Source organism: Caulobacter sp. D5, assembly GCF_003185805.1.
In the GTDB taxonomy this organism is placed as follows: domain Bacteria; phylum Pseudomonadota; class Alphaproteobacteria; order Caulobacterales; family Caulobacteraceae; genus Caulobacter.
In genome coordinates, this window is sequence record NZ_QHJY01000284.1 from 1 (window position 1) to 7,301 (window position 7,301).

6 protein-coding genes are annotated in these 7,301 nt (G+C 68.3%); 1 reads left to right on the forward strand and 5 read right to left on the reverse strand.

The genetic code is table 11. The annotated features are described in order from the left end of the window. The 5 genes from DMC18_RS17930 to DMC18_RS17950 all read right to left on the reverse strand — a co-directional run. The coding region (locus DMC18_RS17930) for an alginate export family protein (protein ID WP_158285930.1) at positions 1–563 on the reverse strand (563 nt) is incomplete at its 3' end. Next, entirely contained in the window at positions 560–958 is a 399-nt protein-coding gene (locus DMC18_RS17935) for a DoxX family protein (RefSeq protein WP_110121529.1), read from the reverse strand. The genes DMC18_RS17930 and DMC18_RS17935, both read right to left, overlap by 4 nt. Then, on the reverse strand, positions 958–2,832 hold the full coding sequence (locus DMC18_RS17940; RefSeq protein ID WP_110133164.1) for an amidohydrolase: 1,875 nt from the start codon (positions 2,830–2,832) through the stop codon (positions 958–960). Before DMC18_RS17940 ends, DMC18_RS17935 begins: the two co-directional genes overlap by 1 nt. 56 nt (positions 2,833–2,888) lie before the next feature. Then, positions 2,889–3,173: a XapX domain-containing protein gene (locus tag DMC18_RS17945; protein ID WP_110121531.1), complete on the reverse strand. Its 285-nt coding sequence runs from the start codon at positions 3,171–3,173 to the stop codon at positions 2,889–2,891. A 66-nt stretch (positions 3,174–3,239) separates the two neighbouring features. Further along, the gene (locus DMC18_RS17950) at positions 3,240–3,893 is read right to left on the reverse strand and encodes a hydrolase (RefSeq protein WP_110121532.1); all 654 of its coding nucleotides are present in this window, start codon (positions 3,891–3,893) and stop codon (positions 3,240–3,242) included. A gap of 410 nt (positions 3,894–4,303) precedes the next feature. Between DMC18_RS17950 and DMC18_RS17955 the strand changes: the two genes are divergently transcribed. Continuing rightward, on the forward strand, positions 4,304–7,129 hold the full coding sequence (locus tag DMC18_RS17955; protein WP_110133165.1) for a TonB-dependent receptor: 2,826 nt from the start codon (positions 4,304–4,306) through the stop codon (positions 7,127–7,129). The last annotated feature ends 172 nt before the right edge of the window (positions 7,130–7,301 follow it).

Below are 7,301 nucleotides of genomic sequence, written 5' to 3' on the forward strand. Positions count from 1 at the left end.
GTCCAGGGGCCCCGGCTCCAGTCGACCCACACCGCGTCGAACGACTGGCGCACGCCCGGACCGTCGCGGGCCGACAGGAAGCGCTGCTGGTCGATCGGGAAGTCCTGGCGGCCGACCCGCACCGTCGTCTTGCCGTCGGCCAACTGGCTCACGCGGTCGATGAAGGCCAGGCGCAGGTCCAGCCGGTCGGCGTCGGCGCCGCCGACATGCCGACGGCCAATGGCGCGCACGTCCTCCAGCATGACGAAGGCCCGCCAGGCGCCGGCCCGGGCGTCGGCATGCACCTGCAGGCGCTGCGACAGGCTGGTGTCGGACGCCTCCTGGCCGAAGGTCGCCGCGTCGCCCAGCTCCAGCCGCTCGCGCAGGGTCAGGCCCAGCGACAGAAAGGCGTCGTCGCCGAGCGGGACGTATTTCAGATCATCGAGCGGCTCGGTCCGCTTGGCCGGATCGGCCAGGACCGACCAGTCCTCCTGCCAGCGGTTGACCTTGATCGCGGGACGCTCGGCCGCCAGGACGGGACCGGTAGCCGCGAGCACCAGGGCCGCGGCCGCCAGCGTCCTCATGACCCTCTCCGCGTATCCAGGTCGTGCCAGGCGACCAGCAGGAAGCCGCCCACCAGGCCCAGGTGCTCGAAGAAGCCGTTGGTCGCGCCGAAGCGTTCGGGCGGCGCCATCTGCCAGAAGCGGTTGGCCATGAAGGTCGCGCCCAGGGTGAAGGCCGCCAGGGCCAGCGCCCCCAGCCAGCGCAGCCGGCCGCTAAGGATCATCGCCGAGGCGGCCAGCTCCAGGCCGATCACCGCCACGGCGAACGGCGCGGCGGGCGACAGGCCGAAGTGGGCCATCTCCGCCAGCGCGCCGCCGAAGTCGAAGGCCTTGGTCAGCCCGCCCTGGATATAGGCGGCGCACAGGCCCAGCAGCGCGATCCAGCGCACCGCCGGCGAGGTGAGGACGGCCCGCATCAGACCGCCCAGCAGGCGCAGCCCAGCGCGCCCCAGAACGACTTCAGGTCGCTGATCGGCAGGCTCTTGGTCCAGGCGGTGGCGTGGTCGTGGCCGTGCACCCCGCAGCCGCTGGCGCAGGCGCACGACGCGGCCGCCTGGCGACGCAGGGCCGCATCCTTTTCCGGCTCGGCCCAGGCGGCATAGCCGCCGAACACCCGCACCGGCGACCAGTCGGGCATGGCCGGCGGCACCTCGTTCTCGTCCAGCTTGGCGAAGTCGCCGGCGCCATAGACGATCTTGCCGCCGACCATGGGCAGGTCCGAGGTCATGTCGGCTATCTCGTCCTCGGGCACGCCGAAGAAGTCGCGGTCGGGCACGATCAGGTCGGCCAGCTGGCCTTCCACGATCCGGCCCTTCTTGCCCTCCTCGTTGGAGAACCAGGTGACGTTCTCGGTCCACATGCGCAGCGCCGCCTCGCGGTCCAGGCAGTTGCGCTGCGGATAGATCCGGGTTCCGCCCACCGTCTTGCCGGTGATCATCCAGGCCAGCGAGACCCAGGGATTGTACGAGGCCACGCGCGTCGCGTCGGTGCCGGCCGAGACCTTGAGACCCTTCTCCAGCATCTTCGCGATCGGCGGCGTCGCCTCGGCGGCGGCCACGCCATAGCGCTCGAGGAAGTATTCGCCCTGGTAGGCCATGCGGTGCTGCACGGCCACGCCGCCGCCCAGGGCGGCGATGCGGTCGATCGACTTTTCCGAGATCGTCTCGGCGTGGTCGAAGAACCAGTTCAGGCCTTCGAGGGAGACGTCCTTGTTGACCTTCTCGAACACGTCCAGCGCCCGGTCGATGGTCTCGTCATAGGTGGCGTGCATCCGCCAGGGCCAGCGGTTCTGGGCCAGGATGGTGACCACCTCCTCCAGCTCGCCCTCCATCTGCGGCGGCATGTCGGGGCGCGGCTGGCGGAAGTCCTCGAAGTCGGCGGCCGAGAACACCAGCATCTCGCCCGCGCCGTTGTGGCGGAAATAGTCGTCGCCCTGCTTGTAGGTCGAGGTCTTCGTCCAGTTGAGAAAGTCGTCCTTCTCGCCCTTGGGCTTCTGGGTGAAGAGGTTGTAGGCGAGGCGAATGGTCAGCTGGTTGTCGTCGGCCAGCTTCTGGATGACCTCGTAGTCGTCCGGATAGTTCTGGAAGCCGCCGCCGGCGTCGATCGCCCCGGTCACGCCCAGCCGGTTCAGCTCGCGCATGAAGTGGCGGGTCGAATTGACCTGGTAGTCGAACGGCAGCTTCGGGCCCTTGGCCAGGGTGGCGTAGAGGATCTGGGCGTTGGGCTTGGCCAGCAGCAGGCCGGTCGGATTGCCCTGGCTGTCGCGGATGATCTGGCCGCCGGGCGGTTCGGGCGTGTCGCGGTCGTAGCCGATCACCCGCAGCGCCGCCGCGTTCAGCAGGGCGCGGTCATAGAGGTGCAGGATGAACACCGGCGTGTCGGGCGCCACGGCGTTCAGCTCCTCGATGGTCGGCAGGCGCTTTTCGACGAACTGGTGCTCGGTGAAGCCGCCCACCACCCGCACCCACTGCGGCGGCGGGGTGATGGCCACCTGGCGCTTGAGCATGCCCATGGCGTCGGCCAGCGAGCGCACGCCGTCCCACCGCAGCTCCATGTTGAAGTTCAGCCCGCCCCGAATGATGTGCAGGTGGTTGTCGATCAGGCCCGGCAGCGCCCGACGGCCCTTCAGGTCGACCACCTTGGTCGCCGGCCCGGCCAGGGCCATGACCTCGGTCTCGGTCCCCACGGCGGAAAAGCGCCCGCCGGTCACGGCGACGGCCTGCGCGTTGGGATTGCTCCGATCGAGGGTCGTGAAGCGGCCGTTGCGCAGGATCAGGTCGGGCGAGGTCATGCGGATACTCCGGGGGAACTGGGGCCGAGGGAACTGGGCCAAGGCAACTGGAGACGTCAGGCTTGGGGATGGGGCGGCTCGGCGCGCGCCTGTTCGGGAGGCTTCACGGCCCCCGGCAGGCTGCCGAACATGTGCGGCCCCACCTGGTGGCGCAGCCACGAGACGGCGGCCGGCTGGCGGGCGGCCAGGCTCTTGACCAGCGGCGGAATCTGCTCGCCGACCAGTATGCCGAACAGGCCGATCAGGGCGACGACCGGCGGCGCGGGCGAGCGCACCTGCACCAGGGCGTAGAACACCCCGACGGCCAGGCCCGCGGCGAGCGACAGGAGATAGATCTTCATCTTGGAACGCCTTGTTGAAAGGCGGTCCGCGCCGACCCGGAAGGTCGGCCGGCGCGGGCCGGTTCGTCAGCCCTCGTGGGCGTTGAACATGGTCTTGGCGTAGATGATGCCCAGGCCGTAGCCGCCGCCGAACTTCTTGGCGATGCCGGTGGTCAGGTCGTAGGTCTCGGCCCGCGCCCAGTCGCGCTGCAGCTCCAGCAGGTACTGCAGGGCCGTCATCGGCCGCGCGCCGGCCTGGATCATCCGCTGCACGGCCCGCTCGTGGGCCTCGTCGGAGATGTCGCCGCAGGCGTCGGTGATGACGTAGACCTCGAAGCCCTGCTGCAGGGCCGACAGCGCCGGGCCGACGATGCAGACGCTGGTCCACAGGCCGGCCAGCACGATGCGGCCCTTGCCGATCTTGTTGACCGCCTCGATCACGCCGGCGTCTTCCCAGCTGTTCATCGAGGTGCGGTCGACCAGGGCCTTGCCCGGGAACGGCTCGGTGACCTCGGTGAACATCGGGCCCGAGAAGCTCTTCTCGGCCACGGTCGTCAGGATGGTCGAGACGCCGAAGCCGGCCGCGCCGCTGGCCACCAGGGCGGCGTTGTTGCGCAGGCTGACCGGGTCGATCGACTTGGTCGCGAACGCCATCTGCGACTGGAAGTCGATCATGATCAGGGTGTGGTCGGTCGGGGTGATCAGTTGATCGCCGGGGGTCGGGGTGGCCGTGATCGGCATCGACAGGTCCTTGGATAACGGAGGGGATTGAACGCCGCCGATACTGTCGGCGGAGGGCCGCGGGGTCTTGTTTAGGTCGGCCTCGATTTGGCCGCGCGGGCTGTGCGGACGTCGCCGTCGGCGTGGTGGCGAGCAGGGCCGGACCTTGCCATTCCGATACCGGCGATATGTTCGCGCTCAACCTGCGGCGCTGAAAAAGCCAAGCAAATCCTCACGTTGCCGCGATTGGCCAGATCGATAATTTCGGCCCATTTCTAATACGACATATCGTATCCCACTCGACATTTTCGGAGCGAGGCGGTTATCATCCCGACTATCGGGATAAGTTCCCACAATATGAAAACTGTCGATCTCGGCGTCGCGCCCTCCCCCGGGTCGCCTCCGAGCCACGTCAGGCACAGGAGGAAACGATGAAGTCGTCGACCAGCGCGCAACTGTGGGCGGGTGTTTCGAGCATCGCGGTGGCCGCCGCCGTGTTCGCCGCCCCGGCCATGGCCTTCGCCCAGACCGCGCCCGCCGCCCCGGCCGGCCAGACCGTCGAGCCCGACGCGGTCGAGGAAGTCGTCGTCACCGGGATCCGCGCCTCGCTGCGCAGCGCCATGGACACCAAGCGCACCTCGCTGCAGGTGGTCGACTCGATCTCGGCCGAGGACATCGGCCAGTTCCCGGACAAGAACCTCTCCGAAGCCCTGCAACGGGTGACCGGCGTGCAGATCAGCCGCCAGGACGGCGAAGGCCGCGGCGTCAGCATCCGCGGCGCCGATCCCAGCCTCAACCGCGTCGAGATCAACGGCTCGTCGGCCCTGTCGCTCACCGTCGGCGGCAGCGACCGCGCCGTGGACTTCCGCGACATCCCCGTCGAGTTCGTCTCGCGCCTGGACGTGGTCAAGTCGCCGACCGCCGACATGGCCGAGGGCGGCATCGGCGGCACGGTGCGGGTGATCACCCGCCGGCCGTTCGACAGCAAGACCCCCTACGTCGCCGGCTCGGTCCAGGGCGTCTATTCGAACCTGGCCAAGGAATACGACCCCAAGGTCGCCCTGATCGGCAGCCGCACCTTCTTCGACGACAAGCTGGGCGTCCTGCTGTCGGGCACCTGGGAAAACCGCCACCTCAACAGCAACAACGCCCGCACCACCGGCTGGGTGCGGCGGGCGGCCACGGCCACCGGCGCGGGCGCCACGCCCGGGCGCAGCACCGACGTCGACGGCGACGGCGACCTGGACTGGATCCCCGAGATCCCGCGCCTGATCATCGACCGCCGCGAGACCGAGCGCAAAGCGCTGAGCAGCGTCGTCGAGTGGCGTCCGACCGACAACTTCAAGGCCTATTTCGACGCCACCTACGCCACCGCCACCGAGCAGGTGAACAGCTCGTTCCTGCAACTGGGCGCGGCCGGCGGCCTGATCGACTACAGCAAGTCCACGGTCGGCGCCGACAACACGGTCAACCATCTGGAGCTGACCAGCAGCACGGCCTTCCCGATGGACCTGGCCTATCGCAACATCCTGGGCGACCTGAAGCGCACCCAATACGCCACGGCCGTCGGCGGCGAGTGGAAGTTCGACCACTGGACCTTCGACGCCCGCCTCGACTACTCCAACGCCGAGGTCCAGAACAACGAGATCAACGCGACGGCCACCGTGTTCGGCGTGCCGCGGGCGATCATCGACTACACCGGCGGCCAGGGCGCCCCGAACTTCTCGTTCCCGGGCCTGGACGTCACCTCCGGCCAGGGCGTCAACCGCCTCGACGCGGTGTTCAACCCGCGCAACAACACCTCCGAAGAGACCGCCCAGCAGGTCAACGTCACCTATCGGCCCAACATCTCGTGGCTGACCTCGATCAAGGCCGGCGTCCAGGGGCGTCAGTTCCAGACCGACCAGATCCTCTACCAGCGCACCACGCGCCTGAGCTGCCGCCCTGCGGACTTCGCGGCGACCCGGCAGCCGCCCATGGTGGTGGCGGTGTCCGCGCCGTGCGCGACGCTCGAGAACATCGTCAACATCAACTCGGGCGTGAACGGCATCCCGTTCTTCCAGACCGGCGACCTGGGCTATTCGGGCGGCATCCGCCAGTGGAACGACAACACGATGGGCACCTACGCCGCCACCCTGGCGACGGCGGGCCTCGGCAACGACATCTACGGCGTCAATCCCAACATCAACACCGCCGAGACCTATGGCGGCCCCGGCAGCTTCCAGAACTTCCTCGACACCTGGTCGGTGGAGGAAAAGACCAATAGCGCCTACGTCCAGGCCAATTTCGACTTCCGTGACCTGCCCGTGCCGGTCAGCGGCACGCTGGGCGTGCGGGTGGTCGACACCAAGACCCAGTCGACCGGCTACAACCGCGTGCAAAGCAACGGTCCCGACGGGCTGGAGGTCAACTACGTGCCCGGCGAGGCCGACGGCGGCTACACCAAGACCCTGCCGTCTCTGAACCTGCGGTTCGAGTTCATCCCCGGCAAGCTGATCGGCCGCGCCGCCGCCAGCAAGGTGATGGCCCGCGCCGCGCCGGCCCAGCTGGCCCTGCGCCGCTCGCTCGACCGCAACAGCCTGACCGGCTCGCGCGGCAATCCCAACCTGCAGCCCTTCGAGGCCACCGCCTACGACGCGGGGCTGGAGTGGTACTTCGCCCGCGACAGCTTCATTTCGGCGACCTATTTCCGCAAGGAGATCTCGTCCTTCATCATCAACCAGGTGGTCGAGGAGATCGACGGCGACGACAAGTTCGCCGTCACCACCCCGGTCAACGGCACGGACGCGGTCACGATCAACGGTCTGGAAGTGGGCGGCCAGTACGCCTTCGACTTCCTGCCCGCGCCGTTCGACGGCTTCGGGGTCCTGGCCAACTTCACCTACCAGAAGGACGAAGGCTTCAAGGGCACGAACCTGCTGACCGGCGAGATCCTGCCGTTCCCGGGCCTGTCGCGTAAGAGCTACAACGTCTCGCTCTACTACGAGAACGACAAGGTCAGCGCCCGCGCCTCGTACAACTGGCGCGACGACTGGCTGATCACGGCCGCCGGCCGCGGCAACCTGCCGGAGTTCAACAAGGCCTTCGGCACGCTGGACGCCTCGGCCAGCTACAACATCAACGACAAGATCACGGTCTTCGTCGAGGGCGTGAACCTGACCGACGAGGTGCGCATCGAATACAACAGCGCCGCCCGCCGGATCGGCAACGAGACCTTCGGCTCGCGCTACTTCTTCGGCGTGCGCGCGAAGTTCTAGGAGCTCAGGCTTCAGGTGACAGGGGGCGCTCTTTCCGAGAGGAGGAGCGCCCTTTTTCGTTCGCCCCCTTGCCCGTCATCCCGGGCGAAGGGCCGCGACGCGGACCGCAGACCCGGCGACTGTGTTGGGTCAAGCGGGCTTTTGCCAGGGTTGTCCGGATTTGAGCATGCCG

Excerpts from the sequence above, each read along its gene's own strand:
- DMC18_RS17940 (WP_110133164.1), bottom strand. The coding sequence starts at position 2,832 with ATGACCTCGCCCGACCTGATCCTGCGCAACGGCCGCTTCACGACCCTC.
- DMC18_RS17955 (WP_110133165.1), top strand. The coding sequence starts at position 4,304 with ATGAAGTCGTCGACCAGCGCGCAACTGTGGGCGGGTGTTTCGAGCATC.
- DMC18_RS17935 (WP_110121529.1), bottom strand. The coding sequence starts at position 958 with ATGCGGGCCGTCCTCACCTCGCCGGCGGTGCGCTGGATCGCGCTGCTG.
- DMC18_RS17945 (WP_110121531.1), bottom strand. The coding sequence starts at position 3,173 with ATGAAGATCTATCTCCTGTCGCTCGCCGCGGGCCTGGCCGTCGGGGTG.
- DMC18_RS17950 (WP_110121532.1), bottom strand. The coding sequence starts at position 3,893 with ATGCCGATCACGGCCACCCCGACCCCCGGCGATCAACTGATCACCCCG.